16 protein-coding genes and 1 tRNA gene are annotated in these 14,607 nt (G+C 60.2%); 8 read left to right on the top strand and 9 right to left on the bottom strand.

Features of this window, described 5'->3' with window-relative positions:
• Window positions 1-399, bottom strand: coding sequence for a phage holin family protein (locus WH7805_RS10985; protein ID WP_006043159.1), 399 nt, complete (start codon window positions 397-399; stop codon window positions 1-3).
• Window positions 396-836, bottom strand: coding sequence for a hypothetical protein (locus WH7805_RS10980; RefSeq protein WP_038005427.1), 441 nt, complete (start codon window positions 834-836; stop codon window positions 396-398). The genes WH7805_RS10985 and WH7805_RS10980 overlap by 4 nt, the downstream gene beginning before the upstream one ends.
• Window positions 837-890: 54 nt before the next feature.
• Here WH7805_RS10980 and WH7805_RS10975 point away from each other — a divergent pair, with 54 nt between their 5' ends.
• The 3 genes from WH7805_RS10975 (at window position 891) to WH7805_RS10965 (ending at window position 6,077) form a co-directional block, all read left to right on the top strand.
• Entirely contained in the window at window positions 891-1,292 is a 402-nt protein-coding gene (locus tag WH7805_RS10975; RefSeq protein ID WP_006043157.1) for a hypothetical protein, read from the top strand.
• 117 nt (window positions 1,293-1,409) lie between these two features.
• The gene (gene smc / locus WH7805_RS10970) at window positions 1,410-4,961 is read left to right on the top strand and encodes a chromosome segregation protein SMC (protein ID WP_006043156.1); all 3,552 of its coding nucleotides are present in this window, start codon (window positions 1,410-1,412) and stop codon (window positions 4,959-4,961) included.
• Window positions 4,962-5,021: 60 nt separating this feature from the next.
• Window positions 5,022-6,077, top strand: coding sequence for a PRC-barrel domain-containing protein (locus WH7805_RS10965; RefSeq protein WP_038004673.1), 1,056 nt, complete (start codon window positions 5,022-5,024; stop codon window positions 6,075-6,077).
• 20 nt (window positions 6,078-6,097) lie between these two features.
• Here the strand turns inward: WH7805_RS10965 and msrB are convergent, their stop codons facing one another.
• The 3 genes from msrB to WH7805_RS10950 all read right to left on the bottom strand — a co-directional run bounded on the left by msrB (window position 6,098) and on the right by WH7805_RS10950 (window position 7,930).
• Window positions 6,098-6,511 (bottom strand): peptide-methionine (R)-S-oxide reductase MsrB, encoded by a 414-nt coding sequence (gene msrB / locus WH7805_RS10960; protein ID WP_006043154.1) that lies wholly within the window; start codon window positions 6,509-6,511, stop codon window positions 6,098-6,100.
• A 25-nt stretch (window positions 6,512-6,536) separates the two neighbouring features.
• Complete coding sequence (locus WH7805_RS10955) at window positions 6,537-7,823, bottom strand: hypothetical protein (protein WP_006043153.1); 1,287 nt, start codon at window positions 7,821-7,823, stop codon at window positions 6,537-6,539.
• A gap of 25 nt (window positions 7,824-7,848) precedes the next feature.
• A tRNA-Leu gene (locus WH7805_RS10950) sits at window positions 7,849-7,930 on the bottom strand.
• A gap of 148 nt (window positions 7,931-8,078) precedes the next feature.
• Here WH7805_RS10950 and accC point away from each other — a divergent pair.
• Window positions 8,079-9,422 (top strand): acetyl-CoA carboxylase biotin carboxylase subunit, encoded by a 1,344-nt coding sequence (gene accC / locus WH7805_RS10945; protein WP_006043152.1) that lies wholly within the window; start codon window positions 8,079-8,081, stop codon window positions 9,420-9,422.
• A gap of 21 nt (window positions 9,423-9,443) precedes the next feature.
• Here accC and WH7805_RS10940 read toward each other — a convergent pair whose 3' ends face one another.
• On the bottom strand, window positions 9,444-9,773 hold the full coding sequence (locus WH7805_RS10940) for a YggT family protein (RefSeq protein WP_006043151.1): 330 nt from the start codon (window positions 9,771-9,773) through the stop codon (window positions 9,444-9,446).
• An 87-nt stretch (window positions 9,774-9,860) separates the two neighbouring features.
• Between WH7805_RS10940 and psbX the strand changes: the two genes are divergently transcribed.
• From psbX to WH7805_RS10925, 4 genes are all read left to right on the top strand, one after another.
• Window positions 9,861-9,983: a photosystem II reaction center X protein gene (gene psbX / locus WH7805_RS13920; RefSeq protein ID WP_006043150.1), complete on the top strand. Its 123-nt coding sequence runs from the start codon at window positions 9,861-9,863 to the stop codon at window positions 9,981-9,983.
• Between the two features lie 81 nt (window positions 9,984-10,064).
• Window positions 10,065-11,012 carry a Ycf66 family protein gene (locus WH7805_RS10935; RefSeq protein ID WP_006043149.1) on the top strand — a complete coding sequence of 316 codons (948 nt, stop codon included), beginning with the start codon at window positions 10,065-10,067 and terminating at the stop codon, window positions 11,010-11,012.
• Window positions 11,013-11,035: 23 nt separating this feature from the next.
• Window positions 11,036-11,536, top strand: a complete 501-nt coding sequence (locus tag WH7805_RS10930; RefSeq protein ID WP_198005774.1) for a Tol biopolymer transporter periplasmic protein — start codon at window positions 11,036-11,038, stop codon at window positions 11,534-11,536.
• On the top strand, window positions 11,533-12,024 hold the full coding sequence (locus tag WH7805_RS10925; protein ID WP_006043147.1) for a PD40 domain-containing protein: 492 nt from the start codon (window positions 11,533-11,535) through the stop codon (window positions 12,022-12,024). Before WH7805_RS10930 ends, WH7805_RS10925 begins: the two co-directional genes overlap by 4 nt.
• Here WH7805_RS10925 and WH7805_RS10920 read toward each other — a convergent pair whose 3' ends face one another.
• From WH7805_RS10920 to WH7805_RS10910, 3 genes are read right to left on the bottom strand one after another with little or no spacing between them, the layout of a single operon-like run.
• Complete coding sequence (locus WH7805_RS10920; protein WP_006043146.1) at window positions 12,025-12,228, bottom strand: chlorophyll a/b-binding protein; 204 nt, start codon at window positions 12,226-12,228, stop codon at window positions 12,025-12,027.
• An 8-nt stretch (window positions 12,229-12,236) separates the two neighbouring features.
• Complete coding sequence (locus tag WH7805_RS10915; RefSeq protein ID WP_050751990.1) at window positions 12,237-14,234, bottom strand: ABC transporter ATP-binding protein/permease; 1,998 nt, start codon at window positions 14,232-14,234, stop codon at window positions 12,237-12,239.
• A 25-nt stretch (window positions 14,235-14,259) separates the two neighbouring features.
• Window positions 14,260-14,601 carry a histidine triad nucleotide-binding protein gene (locus tag WH7805_RS10910; protein ID WP_006043144.1) on the bottom strand — a complete coding sequence of 114 codons (342 nt, stop codon included), beginning with the start codon at window positions 14,599-14,601 and terminating at the stop codon, window positions 14,260-14,262.
• Between the last annotated feature and the right edge of the window lie 6 nt (window positions 14,602-14,607).

The following is a 14,607-nucleotide window of genomic DNA, read 5'->3' as shown; positions in this document are numbered from 1 at the left end:
TCAGCGGCCGAGAACAGCGCGGGTCGTGCGCGACAGTCCCTCAAGGGTCTGGGGCAGGTAAGGCCCCTTGGCCAGTTGCCCGCCCACGCGCAGGCTGATCCCAGCCACCACCAGGTTGAGCACAGCCAAACCGAGCAACGCCTGAAGCAGGGACCAGTCCCAGGCCTCCAGCACCCAAACCAGCAACGCCGCTTCTGCGGCCACCAGTGCCAGAAGCATCAAGGTTCCGCCCATCGCCAGGAACACTCCACCACTGATCAGGCGTCGCTTTTCGCGATCAACCTCCTGGAGTGCAATGCGCACGTGAAGATCCATCACCGAACCCGCCAGGGCCGTCACCCTGGCGGCCGCGCCGAGCCCGCGAGGACGAGGCTCCTGCGACCGGGGCAGTTCACTCATGAGGAGCGCCGGCCGCTGGTAAGAAAGGCTCCGACCAACACCCCCACACCCGCAGCCACAGCCACAGAAAGCAGGGGGCGCTCCCGCAGGGGCTTCTCAATTTTCGGGCGCAGGGTGCGGTTCAGTTCATCCAGCAACTGCTCGAGCTGTTCCTCAAGAGGCTCGAGGCTGTCCACAAGATTGCGCGTTCGATCACCAGCTTGATGCAGCAGTTCCTCGAGCTGGTGCTGCACCGATGAAGACGCGCGGTCGGATTGGGTGGAGATCAGATGCACCACATCATCAAGACTTCCGCGGGTGGCTTCCAGCGCCTGATGTGTCACCTCCGGCCAGCGGCGCTTGATCTCAGGGAGAAGCGTCTCAAAGCGGTCTCGAAATCGAGTCGCCAGATCCTGAGGTTCCGCAGTCGACTCGGCAGGGGATGGAGCTGAATCCAAGGCGATCCTTGTAGACACCGTCAGGTTAGGGGTGGTGACCTGCGCAGGAAACCCATGCTCGCCGATCCACACCGTTACGTGCTGCTTGAGCATTTCGGTGCTCCAGACGATCCTCGGGGCTGCCATCTCGACCTGCTGCTTGAAGACGGTGACAGTTGCCGCAGCTGGCGGCTCGACGCCATTCCCGTCCTCAACGGACCTGCGCAGAGCGCAACTCCGCTCCCCCCCCACCGACTGGTGTGGCTCGACCGGCAAGCCGCTGCAGTCTCCGGAGGTCGAGGCTGGGCGCGACGAGTGGTGGCGGGTACCTATCGCGGCAACCTTCCAGCCGCGGCCGATCAGCCGGTGAACCTGGAGCTGACCGGCATGGCCGGAATCGGCATGCCTGAACCCGTTTATGTATCGCTGAGCGAAGGGCTTTGCCGGTTCAGCCAGTTCTCAAGGTCACAAACCTGAACAGGACGCTTGAGCTTTTCAGGTATTTCGCTAGTTTCAGCACGCTGACAGCTGTGGCACCTGTTGGTACATATCAATCAGGTAGGGCTGACGCACTTCAAGTCCTTCGGGGGGGCGATGAGCATCCCCCTGGAGCCCGGTTTCACTGTCGTGACCGGGCCTAATGGATCGGGCAAGAGCAATATTCTCGATGGCGTGCTCTTCTGCCTCGGTCTCGCCAATAGCCGAGGCATGCGGGCTGATCGTTTGCCGGACCTGGTGAACAGCGGGGTTCTCAAGGCAGGCAAATCAGCTGAAACCACCGTGAGCGTGCGGTTCGATCTCTCCGATTGGCAACCGGATGCAGCTGAGGAAGGCATCGAAGCTCCGGCAGAGGGACCCTGGATCCGGTCCGATCAGACCGAATGGACAGTGACCCGCAAATTACGGGTGATGCCTGGCGGCTCCTACAACAGCAGTTACAGCGCCGACGGGATCCCTTGCAATCTGCAACAGCTTCAGACCCAGCTCCGACGGCTTCGGATCGATCCCGAAGGAAGCAATGTGGTGATGCAAGGGGACGTGACCCGAATCGTCTCGATGAGCAACCGTGACCGTCGCGGCCTCATTGATGAACTGGCCGGAGTGGCTCTATTCGACACCCGCATCGAACAGAGCCGCAGAAAACTAGACGACGTGCAGGAACGGCAGGAACGTTGCCGCATCGTTGAGCAGGAACTTCTGGCCACGCGAGCGCGGCTCGAAAAAGATTGCGCCAAGGCCAGGGCCTATCAGGAGCTGCGGGAACAGCTCCAGCTGGGTCGCCGACAGGAACTAGTCCTGGCCTACGACGCAGCCCAAGCCGAATGCCACCGCCTTCAACAGCGGCACCAGCAGCTGGGTGATCAGGACGCCCGCGACTCCCGTTCCATCGAAGAACGGGAGACCACACTTCAAGAGGCGGCCGCCAAGCTGAAAACACTGCAGGACAACGTCAAGGCCCTTGGCGAAGACAAGTTGCTGGGAGTGCAGGCGGAGCTGGCCGGACTCGATCCTCAGAGCCGCGAACTCGAAAGACAGGCAGCGCAGCACCAGCAGGAAGGCGAACGGCTGCAGGCCCTGCGCCATGACCTGCAGGGGCGCAGGGGGCAGATTCAATCGGAATCCGAATCCCTGCGGCTCAGCGCCGACCCGGCAGCGCTCGAACGTGCGGATGAGGACTGCCGCAGGGCGGAAGGAGCTGTGGAGCTCTCGCGCCGTCGGCTAGGGGAAGTGGCCGGCCGTTCGAGCACCTGGATTGAGGAGCAGCGTGAGCGCAGCCGCCGCCGGCAGCAGCTGCAGGCCTCCCTGGCGCCTCTGCAGGAAGAGCGTCAGCAACTGATGGAGCGGCTGCGCCAGAGCGACAAGCGCAGGCACGACCTAGAGCTGGAACGGGACCAGGACGGCGGAGAAGACCGCAGGGTTCAGACGCTGCAGGAGCAACTGGAGCAGGAGTGGCAGACCCTGCTCAACGCGATCCGCAGCGGACAGGAACAGCTGCAACAGCTGGCGGACTCTGTGGCGATTCAGCAGCGCACCCGCGCCCGGCTTGAGCAGGAGCAGACACGACTGGAACGGGAGATCGCACGCCAGGACAGCCGGCGCGAAGCTCTTCAGGAAAGCCGCGGCACCGGAGCCCTGCGCCTTCTGCTCGAGTCCGGCCTGGAGGGTATCCATGGACCGGTTGCACAGCTTGGGGAAGTGGAGGACCGCCACCGCATGGCGCTCGAAGTGGCGGCCGGCGCCCGTATGGGCCAGGTGGTGGTCGACGACGACCGCATCGCCGCACGGGCCATTGATCTCCTGAAGAGCCGCAGGGCCGGACGTCTCACCTTTCTGCCTCTCAACAAGATCCGCGCTCCCGGCAGTGGCGGAGGCGCAGCCATGGCCCGTGGGCGCAGGCCAGACGGTGACAACGCGGATGGCCTGATCGGCAGGGCCGTCGACCTGATTCGATACGAACCGATCTATGGAGAGGTGTTCGCCTACGTGTTCGGTGACACCCAAGTCTTCACAGACCTGGGCAGTGCCCGACGCGTGCTGGGCCGCTCCCGTGCCGTCACCCTCGATGGTGAGCTGCTGGAAAAAAGCGGCGCCATGACCGGAGGCAGCCTGAGTCAGCGGAGCGGCGGACTCAGCTTCGGTGTGAGCAGCGAAGGGGATGAGGCCGCTCCCCTGCGGCAACGACTGCTGGAACTGGGAGAGACCCTCGCCGCCTGCTGCCGAGAAGAACACCGCCTAACAGCACAGCTTGAGGAGCAACGCCCGGGGTTGCGCCAGCTCGAGCAACGCCAGGCAGCCCTGGAGGCGGAACGCCAGGCAGCACGCCGTTCCCACGGCCCTCTACTGGAACGCCTGCAGCACCATCAACGCAGGCTGCAGGAGCTGCAGGAAACCGGTGCCCAGGACCGCCATCGTCTCCAGGAGATCGAAACAGCACTCAGCCCCCTGCAGAGCGATCTCCAGCAACTCGATCAGCAGGAGAGCAAGGGAGAAGCGAATGCCGATACCGAGCGCTGGCAAGCTCTCCAAAAGAGCCTGGAACAGGCCGATGCAGCCCTTGAGACAGCCCGCCGTCAACGCGACACCCTGCTGCAGCAGGACCGTGACCGCCAGATGACGGCCCAACGCCTGGCCGATCAGCTGCAAGGACTCGAACGGGACGAACAGTCCCTCAAAGAAGCAGTCCAGACCCTCGCTGAGACTCACGGACGTTGGCGGCAGCAGCACCAGGATCTGAACAGACGTCGCGATGCCCTCAACGCCCAGCAACAGGATCTGCAGACACGCTTCGGAGAGGAACGTCGTGCCCGCGATGAGGCGGAAGCCTCCGTTGCGGAACAACGTCAAGGGCTGCAGCAGGCCCGCTGGGAACTGGAGCGGTTGCGCGAGGAACGCATTGGATTGGAGGAACAGCTGCGCAGTGGCAGCATGCGGCTGGACGAACTCAAATCCTCCCTCCCCGATCCACTGCCGGAGATCAGTGACGCCGTCCGTGACGGTGGCCTCGAGGCGCTGCAAGAGCAGCTGCAACAGCTTCAACGGCGCATGGAAGCTTTAGAGCCAGTGAACATGTTGGCTCTGGAAGAACTGCAAGAACTTGAGCAGCGCCTCGGAGATCTTGGCGAACGCCTGGAGTTGCTCAGTCAGGAACGAGAAGAACTGCTGCTGCGGATCGAAACCGTTGCCACGCTCCGCCAAGAAGCCTTCATGGAGGCTTTCGAAGCGGTCGATGGACACTTCCGCGAGATTTTCGCGAGCCTGTCCGATGGCGACGGCAAGTTGCAGCTGGACAATCCCGAAGACCCCCTTGAAGGTGGCTTGACCTTGGTCGCGCATCCCAAGGGCAAGGCGGTGCGTCGCCTCGCTGCCATGTCGGGCGGTGAGAAATCCCTCACCGCCCTCAGCTTCCTGTTCGCGCTGCAGCGCTTCAGACCATCGCCGTTCTACGCCCTCGATGAGGTGGACAGTTTCTTGGACGGCGTGAATGTGGAGCGCCTGGCGGCGCTGATCGCCCGGCAGGCCGAGCAGGCCCAGTTCCTCGTGGTCAGTCACCGTCGACCGATGATCGGTGCCTCGACCAGAACCATCGGTGTGACCCAGGCACGAGGCGCCCACACCCAAGTGGTTGGCCTCCCGGATGCAGCCTGACGGGCCGGCGTCGACTCCTTGCGTCAAAATGACGCAAATCCCTCCGGCTGAGGCCTGCGGTTGAGTTTGTCGTCGTCTTCCAATGATCCACTGGCCAACGTGCCCAGTGATCGCCTCTGGCTGAGGTCTGAGCTCATGGGCACCCAGGTGATCACCCGCGATACCGGGCGCCGCCTCGGTGTGGTGGGTGAGGTGATCGTGGACATTGACGGCCGCGAGGTCGTCGCCCTCGGTCTGCGTGATAACCCCCTCACCCGATTCCTGCCGGGGCTCCCTCGCTGGATGCCCCTGGATCGCATCCGTCAGGTGGGCGACGTGATCCTCGTGGATTCAGCCGATTCCCTGAGTGAAGCCTTTTCACCCGAGCGCTACAGCCGGGTGATCAACTGCCAGGTGATCACCGAATCGGGCCAGCAGCTCGGCAGGGTGCTCGGTTTCTCCTTCGACATCGAAACCGGAGAACTCACCACGCTTGTGATGGGGGCCGTGGGCGTCCCCCTGCTGGGTGAAGGGGTGCTGAGCACCTGGGAAATCCCCGTCGACGAAATCGTGAGCAGCGGGGCTGACCGGATCATTGTTTATGAGGGAGCTGAGGAAAAACTCAAACAACTCAACAGCGGCTTTCTCGAAAAGCTGGGCGTTGGTGGCCCCAGCTGGGAAGAACAGGAGCGGGATCGCTACAGGGTGAACGTGGTGCCTGTGGAGAATCAGTTGAGCTCTGGTCAGAGCGCCGAAGACACTCCAAGGCAGCTGGGAGCCTCCTCCTCCCAGAGGTTTGACGTGGATCAGGACGAGCTCGAGTACGTGGAACTGGAGCAGCCCCGCCAGGACGAGGTCCGCCGCAGGCGCTACCTCGATGAACTGCCACTCGAGGAAGACCCTGAGCGCTATCAACCTCAGGAGAGCTACCAGCCTCGTGAGAGCTATCAGTCCCGAGACTTCGACTCCGAGCCTCCTCGCTACGACGAGGTCCCACCTCAACCACGCAGCGATCAGCGGCCGCGGCCGGCATCGCGACGACCGATCGAGCGACCGGGTGAACCTTTGGATGTGGAGCCCTTGGATGATGAACCTCAATCCAGCGCCCCCAGGGAACCGATGGATGATCCCTGGTAGATCCATCGATAGCGATTGTCCTAACCCTTGAACTGGAGTGACGCGCTGTTCACGCAGTAACGCTGCCCTGTAGGCGTCGGACCATCAGGGAAGACATGGCCCAGATGGGCATCACATCGGGCACAGAGAATTTCAGTGCGCACCATGCCATGGGTGCGGTCCTCCTTGGTGCGAATCGCACCTGAGCTCACCCCATCCCAGAAACTGGGCCAGCCTGTCCCGGACTCGAATTTGGTGCTCGAACTGAACAGTGGCGCATCACAGCAGATGCAGTGATAGGTGCCGTCGTCCTTGTGATTCCAATAGGCCCCGGTGAAGGCGCGTTCAGTCCCCCCCTGCCGGGCAACTTGGAACTGCTCGGGGGTGAGCTGCTGTTTCCATTCGTCCGGAGAACGCTCCACGCGATCGCCTTCGGCGGGGAGAGAGCTGGACATCAATTTGCAGCAGGTGGGGCGGACCCTAATCGGAAAGAGCAAGCGGAAGCAGCTCCCGCACTTCCTCAGCCAGAGCTGCCACAGCACCGGGCTGTCCGCGCAGTCTGCGCAAATCCTCGCGTTGGCCATCCAGACGTTCAGGTGCCTGAAGCCATTCGAGAGCTTCCCCGGCGATGTCCTCAGGCGTGATCGGCCCGACACGCTCGGGAACCACCATCCGTCCGGCAGCGATGTTCGGCCAAGCCAGTAGGCCATGGTTTCGCATGCGCCAGGCGCTGAGGAGAAGTCCGATGAGCCGTCGCAGAACTGGAAGTCGGGCAAGCAGACCAAGCCAGCCATCCCAGGCCTGCATCACCCCAAGATGTTGCGTTGGCACAAGCACAATCATCGGCACCCCAAGAGCACCGAGCTCAGCGGTATTCGCTCCAACGGTGGTGAGAGCAAGCGCACACTGGCTAAGCGCGCCATGGGCAGGCGGATCTTCCTGCAGATGGATCACCGTGCCGGCATGGGTCAGCAGGCGACGCCATGGCCAGTCATCGTCAGCAGGCAGCAAGGAGCGGATGCCACCGCGGTAGCTGGAGGCAATTGGATTGGTTGCGCTGGAGAAGCGCAGAAGCTCCTCTGGACTGGTGGTGGGAGCCACCGGCAACAGGAATTGGCAGTCGGGCTGCTGGGTCGCAAGACGATCAGCGGTCTCCACCAGAAACGGCATGCCCACCCGCAACTTGGCGGGCTTTGAACCAGGCATCAGCGCCACCCAGAGCCCTTCAGGCAATGGGTCTCTGCCTTTGGCGTCATCAGTGAGATCCGCCATCAAGTCCCCGACGACACGGCAGCGAGGACGAAAGCGCCTGGGCAGCTGTTCAAGCACCGCTGGAGCCATCGCAGCGATCCGGTCGTTCCAGCGGGGCCAGCGTGCCACCCATTCGGCATACGTGATGTGGCGATACCCGAGACGGGCCGAAAGCAACACGGTCCAAAACTGGTCGCCACCCAGAAACACCACCACACCTCGCGATGGCCAGGGTCCGTAGCGGATGGGATTCAGCAACAGTGTCCAGAAGCGTCCCGCCGGAATAATGCGATCGAACTGGCCCCACCGCGCAGCCGCCTCAGCCTCCGTACCGGTGGCATTCGGGCAGGGAACCAAGACCAGACGGAGACTGACCGGTGATCCAGGGGCCCTTGGCCTCATCAAGAGGCGGCGATGCAGCTGCTCTGCCAGAGGACGAACCCATGTTGCGAGCTCTCCAGGTCCGTTCGAAACAAAAACGATGGAGAGTGCCTGATCTGTAGGTCTCGTCGTCACGCGCGACAGATCAGGGGAAAAGAAGTGCGGATGGCGAGACTTGAACTCGCAAGGCCGAAGCCACACGCCCCTCAAACGTGCGTGTCTACCAATTCCACCACATCCGCGTGGTCGACTCAGCCGCTCGGGCCTTGTCGAGGATCGATCATACCGGCTCATGGTTCAGGCCATTCCAGAAGCCCATGTCAGGCCGGCTGAAAAAAAGACCTGCAGAACAGACGCTGATACGATCCGCCCTGGCTTGGTAACTGCGGGATGTCCATCGGCAAGGTGCTGATCGCCAACCGCGGCGAAATCGCTCTGCGGATCCTGAGAAGTTGCCGCGAGATGGGGATCGCCACGGTCGCTGTTTACAGCACCGTGGATCGCAATGCTCTGCACGTGCAGCTGGCAGACGAAGCAGTGTGCGTGGGCGAAGGTCCCAGCAACCGCAGCTACCTGGATATTCCCAACATTCTTGCTGCGGCCACATCGCGAGGGGCCGATGCCATTCACCCCGGCTACGGCTTTCTTGCTGAGAATGATCGTTTTGCCGAGATCTGCAGGGATCACGGCATCACCTTTGTAGGCCCGTCCCCCCACGCGATCCGCTCCATGGGGGATAAGTCCACGGCCAAAACCACCATGCAGAACGTGGGGGTTCCGACCGTGCCGGGCAGTGAGGGCCTCTTGTCAGGGCCGGACGAAGCAGCCGACCTGGCCATGGCCATGGGATACCCCGTGATGATCAAGGCCACAGCTGGCGGTGGCGGCCGTGGCATGCGTCTCGTGCAATCCCCGGATCAACTGGAGAATTTGTTTAAGGCAGCTCAGGGAGAGGCGGAGGCGGCGTTCGGCAACCCGGGGCTCTACATGGAGAAATTCATCGACAGACCCCGCCACGTTGAAGTTCAGGTACTCGCCGACCGCCACGGACATGTGGTGCATCTCGGTGAACGCGACTGCTCGATTCAGCGACGGCATCAGAAACTGCTGGAGGAAGCACCCAGCCCAGCCCTGGACCAGAACCTGCGCTTACGCATGGGCGAAGCCGCCGTCGCTGCAGCACGCAGCATCAACTACGAGGGTGCGGGCACCGTTGAATTCCTGCTGGATCGCAACGGCGGGTTCTATTTCATGGAGATGAACACCCGCATTCAGGTGGAACATCCCGTTACTGAGATGGTCACAGGCATCGACCTGATCGCGGAACAGCTGCGCATCGCTGGGGGTGAACCCATCAGCGTGTCTCAGGACCAGATCGAACTGCGCGGTCACGCCATCGAGTGTCGGATCAACGCCGAGGATGCAACCCATAACTTCCGGCCGGCTCCTGGGCGAATCACCGGATGGCTCCCTCCAGGAGGCCCGGGTGTGCGCGTCGACAGCCATGTGTACACCGGCTACGACATTCCTCCTTTCTACGACTCACTGATCGGAAAGTTGATTGTGTGGGCACCTGATCGGGAAGCCGCTATCAGCCGTATGCGCAGGGCCTTGAACGAATGTGCCATCACCGGCATTCCCACCACGGTGGATTTTCATCTGCGCATGCTGGAACGGCCCGAGTTTCTGCAGGGTGACATCCACACCAAATTCGTGGAACAGGAGATGCTCTGAACACACCACGTGGAGTGCAGTTCAAGCGATCGCCTGTGCACGCAGCAACACCATCGTGAACAGCCCCTGCTGACCGACCAGCAGCTCACGAACCAGACTCACGATTCCCACCCAGATCACGGGGGTCACATCAACCCCACCGATGGGGGACACCAGGCGACGTGTGAGCGCAAGCACGGGTTCCGTTGGTGAGGCGATCACTGCCCAGGGGGCGGAGCTCAGATCCACCTGGGGATACCAGGTGAGCACGATGCGCAGAAGGAACATCAAACTCCAGGCTGCCAGCAGCAATCCCAGGACCGGATTCAGGAGAGAAAGCACCTGGAGCAAGGTCGGCGTCACAAACCTCAAAGCAATCGCGAAGACATCGTAGAAACAAGCCAGCGATCCCTAGGATCACCAGGTTTCGTCCAGATCGTCAGCCCCGGCGTACTCGCTATGACCCCCTCCCTCGCCAATTTCCTCAGCAGCCTGGTCTGGGGTGCCGTCATTGTTGTTGTTCCGGCATCCATCGGTTTGTTTTTCCTGAGCCAGACCGACCGCGTCGATCGCAAACTCTGATCGCTCTGACACGCTTCGTAGAATTAAGACGTCAGACCTTGCTTCATCAAGAGCTGACAACCGTTTCCCGGGGGCCTCAACGTGGTTAACGCCAGTCTCAACTGGGCCAGCATTGTTGGAATCGTGCTGGCCGTTGGCGGCGCAATGCTGTATTTCATGCGCAGCTTCAAGCCAGCGCTGGCCCGCGATTACGACGTCTTTTTTGCGGCTATCGGCCTTCTCTGCGGTGGAATTCTGTTCTTCCAGGGATGGCGTCTTGACCCAATCCTCCAGTTCGGACAGTTTCTCCTTGCTGGCACCACAGTCTTTTTTGCCTACGAGAGCGTGCGTCTCCGAGGTATTTCTGCAGAACAGGCCAAACGGTCGGCTTATTTCGATGACGAGCCCGCGACCAGGGCTCCCGCTGGCGGCCTGAGTGGTGGATACGACGATTCCTATGACCGCTTCGACGAACCACAACCCCTAAGGCGCCGGTTCGCTGGCAGAGAGTTCGACGAATCAGATCCAGAGGATCAAGACTTTTACCGACCGCGCCGGAATCCCCGTGCCGCGATCCCTGAAGAGGCGGCCAGTCGCAGGCGTGGACGCAGCGAGGCGTCCAGCGGTTGGAGCGGTGATTCAGAGCAGGATCGACGCATGGCGCGGTTCGGCAATCGTGACGATGAACCCAGTCGTTCAGGCCCCAGCTTCGGCGACCGGCGCAGCCAGCGGGACGATCAGCGTCGAGGCAGCAGACCCAACCCCGCATCAACGCGTTCCGCCAATCCGTCCCCAACGGCGGGACGGGGCAGCACTCCACCAACCCAACAGCAGAAGGGCAGCAGGCCCATCGGCCAGTCTCAAGCCGGCATTCCCCAAGGGACACCTTTGCGCCAAAAGGCGGAAGATGCTGCCTACACCCCCAGCGAACGTTCAGCACCCACACCACGGAGACCTGCAGGCCCCACCGCCGCCCGACCTGACAGTGCTGAACGCACTCCCCCCCGCAGTTCCCGTCCACGGGACAACAGCTCCCGATTCGACGACTGAACCGCTGGATCCTGGTGCTAGTGCTGGCTGGTCTCACCACAGCTGGCTGCAGCGGCAGAAGCCGTCGTGCTCCGAGTGGGCTGGTACCAACCCAACAGCAGCAACCCAGTCTGAGTGGCGATGGCAGCAAACTGGCTGTCATCGCCGACCAACGCGGACGCCCAACCGTGCAAGTCAGGGACCTCAAGAGCGGGCAGCTTCTGCAACTCCGTCACTTCTCTCGCCACCAGCCTCACAGCTCACCATCACTGAGTTGGAACGGTCGCTATCTCGCCGCTGTGATTCAGCGAGGCAACCGACGACTTGTGCTGATCGAGGACCGTCTCACAGGGCGGGCACATCCCCTGAGGCTTCCTGCAGGACGTAATCCTGTGAACCTCAGCCTGGCACCCGATGGACGCGAACTGGCGGTTCAGACTGCTGAGCAGGGGCGCTGGCAGGTTGAGGTGTTCAACCTCAGTGAGCTGCTTGAATCCGATCGACCGGGAGGGCGTCGAGAAACGACTGCCCCTGAGGAACCTTGAGGGGATGGCAGGGAACAGTGGTCCTGGCTTCGGTGCTGGGAATCAGCATCTCAGGGTGCTCCCGATCCGGCTTGCGTCCGCAACCGGGCTTGAATTCGTCACTGCAGCGCAGTGCAGACAGTCGCAGGCAGCCAGCCCTGGGGCAGCGGTGGCTGGTGTCGATTGCAAGCCGAAACGGGCGGGAACGCATTGAGCTGGTGGATCTACGGTCCCGCCAACCGGTTCCTCTGCCTGGACTCAATCAAGCCGGAAGCCAGCCAGTGAGCGTGAGCGTGAGCGGCAATGGCAAGCGCATTGCTTTCGTCCGAACCCGGGAGGGACGCACAGAGCTGATGCTCTACAGACGAGACGCTGCTGGACTGCAACGATTACCCATTGAACCTTCAGGGGTCCCCAGGGAGGTGAGCCTGGATGGAGAAGGCAGGCGTCTGGCCGTCCAAGTGAGTCGCCAAGGACGCTGGGACGTGGATGTGATCCGACTCCCCTGATCAGCGAAGGAAACCAGCCCAGTGCAGGAAGGTGTCATGACTGATGGCTTCCACGAACAGAATGGCCACAAATCCGACCATCGCAAAACGACCGTTCACTCGCTCTGCGTACCCACTCCAGCCGAAAGCCGGAACATCCGATGTGGTGGCAGAGGGAGTCTGGTCCGGGCTATCCGTGGATGCGTTCGAAGAATCAGACGTCATCAGATCAGTCAGGCGAGTTCAGGTTGATAATTGGATGCCGCAACAAGACGCCAGTCACCGTTGCCGTACAACTCCAGCACACTGGAGTGAAAACGCTTCAGGGATGGGCGGTGGCCAACACTAACGAAGGAGATCTCGCGCTCAAGCAGTAGCTCATAAAGCAGCCGCTCCGTTTTCACATCAAGAGCACTGGTCGCCTCGTCTAAAACCACATAACGAGGTGAGTTCAAAAGCAATCGTGCAAATGCAAGACGCTGCTGCTCACCCAAAGAAAGAATTCTCTGCCAATCTTGCTTCACATCAAGATCAGGATATCGACGCACTAACTGAGGGAGATTAACTTTATCCATCACATTTAGAAGTTGCGAGTCAGTGAACAAGTCCTGATCACTTGGGTAACAAAGCTGCTCTCTTAGAGATCCCAGCAGTAGATAAGGCTTCTGAGGGATGAAGAGAAGATCTCCCGTGGCAGGACGCTCGACACAACCAGCAGTAGGACTCCATAAACCGCTGATCATCCTCATCAGCGATGTTTTACCGCAGCCGGAGGGACCGACAACCAAAATCCTGTCGTCTTCGCTAACGGTCAGACTGAGATCACGGATGATTGGAATTCTTGCCTTGGGGGTATAGAGGTCTGCATTCGAAATCACGATGCCACCACCAGGGCGCACAAGCTGCCGGTCATCGGCAGTCGGCTCATCAGCCACCTGCTCAACCTTCGACTGGAAACCTTCCAGTCGGTTGATACCAGCCGTAAACTTGGCAAGCTCTTCAATTTGGTTCACAACAAAAAGTAGAGAACCTTCAACCATGTTGAATGCAAAATTGGCCTGCACGAAACTGCCGTAATCGGTTTCACCCGAGAAAATTGCAGGAGCCAAAATGAGATACGGGAAAAACACTCCGGAATAGTTTGTGGAGCGCCGCATGACATCGATAACAACCTGCCAGTTGATAATGAAATTGAAGTTGCGCACAACCTCTCCTAGACGGCGCTTCGTTTCGTGAGCCTCAGGAGCCTCACCAGCATAAAAAGCGATCGACTCGGCATTATTCCTGATATGGACAAGCCCATAACGGAAATCCGCTTCATAACGCAACTGATCAAACTGCAGAGTCACTAACTTCCTGCCAGCTACAACCAATAACGTCGTGGAGAATGCTGCATACAAAAACAGCCCTAATGTTAATTCCTTACTGATCCCCCACAAGATCAAAATATTCAGGAAGAAGGTCAGAAGTGCATCAAAAATGCCGATTGTGAAAGCAAGGCTTTGAGCAGTGAAAGCACGAGTATCTTCCGTAATCCTTTGATCAGGATTATCGATATCAGTCGCCTGCTCATCATTTGGATTCAGAATATAATAGGCACGATTGCTCATGTAATCGCTTATCAGCGCACGCGTAAGCCAATCTCTCCAAATAATTCCTAACTTAAATGTGAAAAATATCTGAGACACCCTGATGGGCAGAGCGACCACAAAACAGCTCGCATAAATAATCAAGATCCGATAAAAACTTGCCTCTTGCTGCTGCACAAGTGCATTCGTTAGATCGCGGGCAATAAAACCGATACCAGCATTAATGCCATTGACCGCGAGAAGCATCAAAACGATGGCCGCAAGCAAAAGCCAATGCAGCCAACGTCGCTGCTTTAACTGATTGCGAAAGGCCGTAAAACTTGCTATTCCAATTAAAAATAGAGCGACAAATGCGCCACCCCACCAAGATGACCAGATCCCAGTAATTGTGGCGGCTACACCCCCGAAATAGTTTTCGGTTAGAGCAGGCTGCAAACGCTCGAGAACGTTGAGCAACCCTGTCAGCAAAGCCAGGACAACTCCACCAACACAAAAAAGAAGTGAAATCAGCAGCCAGACGAATTGCCAGCCATTCGCTTGATTAAGAGGTAGGAAAAACGGCTGCGAGAGGTGACGCAACCTGCTGAGTTGCTGCTGCAGAGACCGAAGCGATCCGGTTCTCACGGGACTAAGAGATGTCATGGCGCAATTCTCGCTTGATCCAGGCTCAACCGGGAGGCCACGCCAGTGGACGCCCACCCATCACATGCACATGCAGGTGAAACACGGTCTGGCCAGCAGCTGCACCGGTATTGATCACAGTGCGCCAGTCGTCCAGCCCCTCCTGCTGCGCCACCCTCGCAGCCACCAGCATGAGGTGTCCAAGCAACGAGGCGTGCTGCTCTTGCGCCTCACGCAGGCTTGGAATCGGCTCACGGGGAATCACCAACACGTGAACCGGTGCCTGCGGCGCGACATCCCGGAAGGCAAGGCAGCGATCATCGCTGTAGACCTCATCGCAGGGAATCTCGCCCCGCAGAATGCGGGCAAAAATCGTGTCTTCAACCATGGCGCT

This window comes from Synechococcus sp. WH 7805 (assembly GCF_000153285.1).
Taxonomy (GTDB): Bacteria; Cyanobacteriota; Cyanobacteriia; order PCC-6307; family Cyanobiaceae; genus Synechococcus_C.
This window is presented reverse-complemented; position numbering and strand designations above follow the sequence as displayed.